Raw genomic sequence first — 463 nt, forward strand, 5'->3', positions numbered from 1 at the left:
GGAATTCCTGTGGCGGAACCCGGACCCCAAGAAGTCGTACGACGCCGTCATCGTTGGCGGTGGTGGCCATGGATTGGCGACAGCCTACTTTCTGGCCAAGAACCATGGCATGACCAACATTGCCATTCTGGAAAAGGGGTGGCTGGCCGGCGGCAACATGGCCCGCAACACCACCATCATCCGTTCCAACTACCTGTGGGATGAAAGTGCGGCCATCTATGAGCACTCCCTGAAACTGTGGGAGATCCTGCCGGAGGAACTTGAATACGATTTCCTGTTCAGCCAGCGCGGGGTCATGAACCTGGCCCACACGCTTGGCGATGTACGCGAAAGCATGCGCCGGGTCGGGGCCAACCAGCTCAACGGAGTCGACGCCGAATGGCTGGATCCTAAGCAGGTGAAGGAACTCTGCCCGATCCTGAATATCAACGACAACATCCGCTACCCCGTCATGGGTGCCACC

At 58.7% G+C, this 463-nt stretch carries 1 protein-coding gene; it reads left to right on the forward strand.

Features of this window, described 5'->3' with window-relative positions:
* The coding region (locus ACT3TS_RS19755; protein ID WP_444533228.1) for an FAD-dependent oxidoreductase at nt 1–463 on the forward strand (463 nt) is incomplete at both ends.

This window comes from Specibacter sp. AOP5-B1-6, assembly GCF_052376555.1.
GTDB lineage: Bacteria > Actinomycetota > Actinomycetes > Actinomycetales > Micrococcaceae > Specibacter.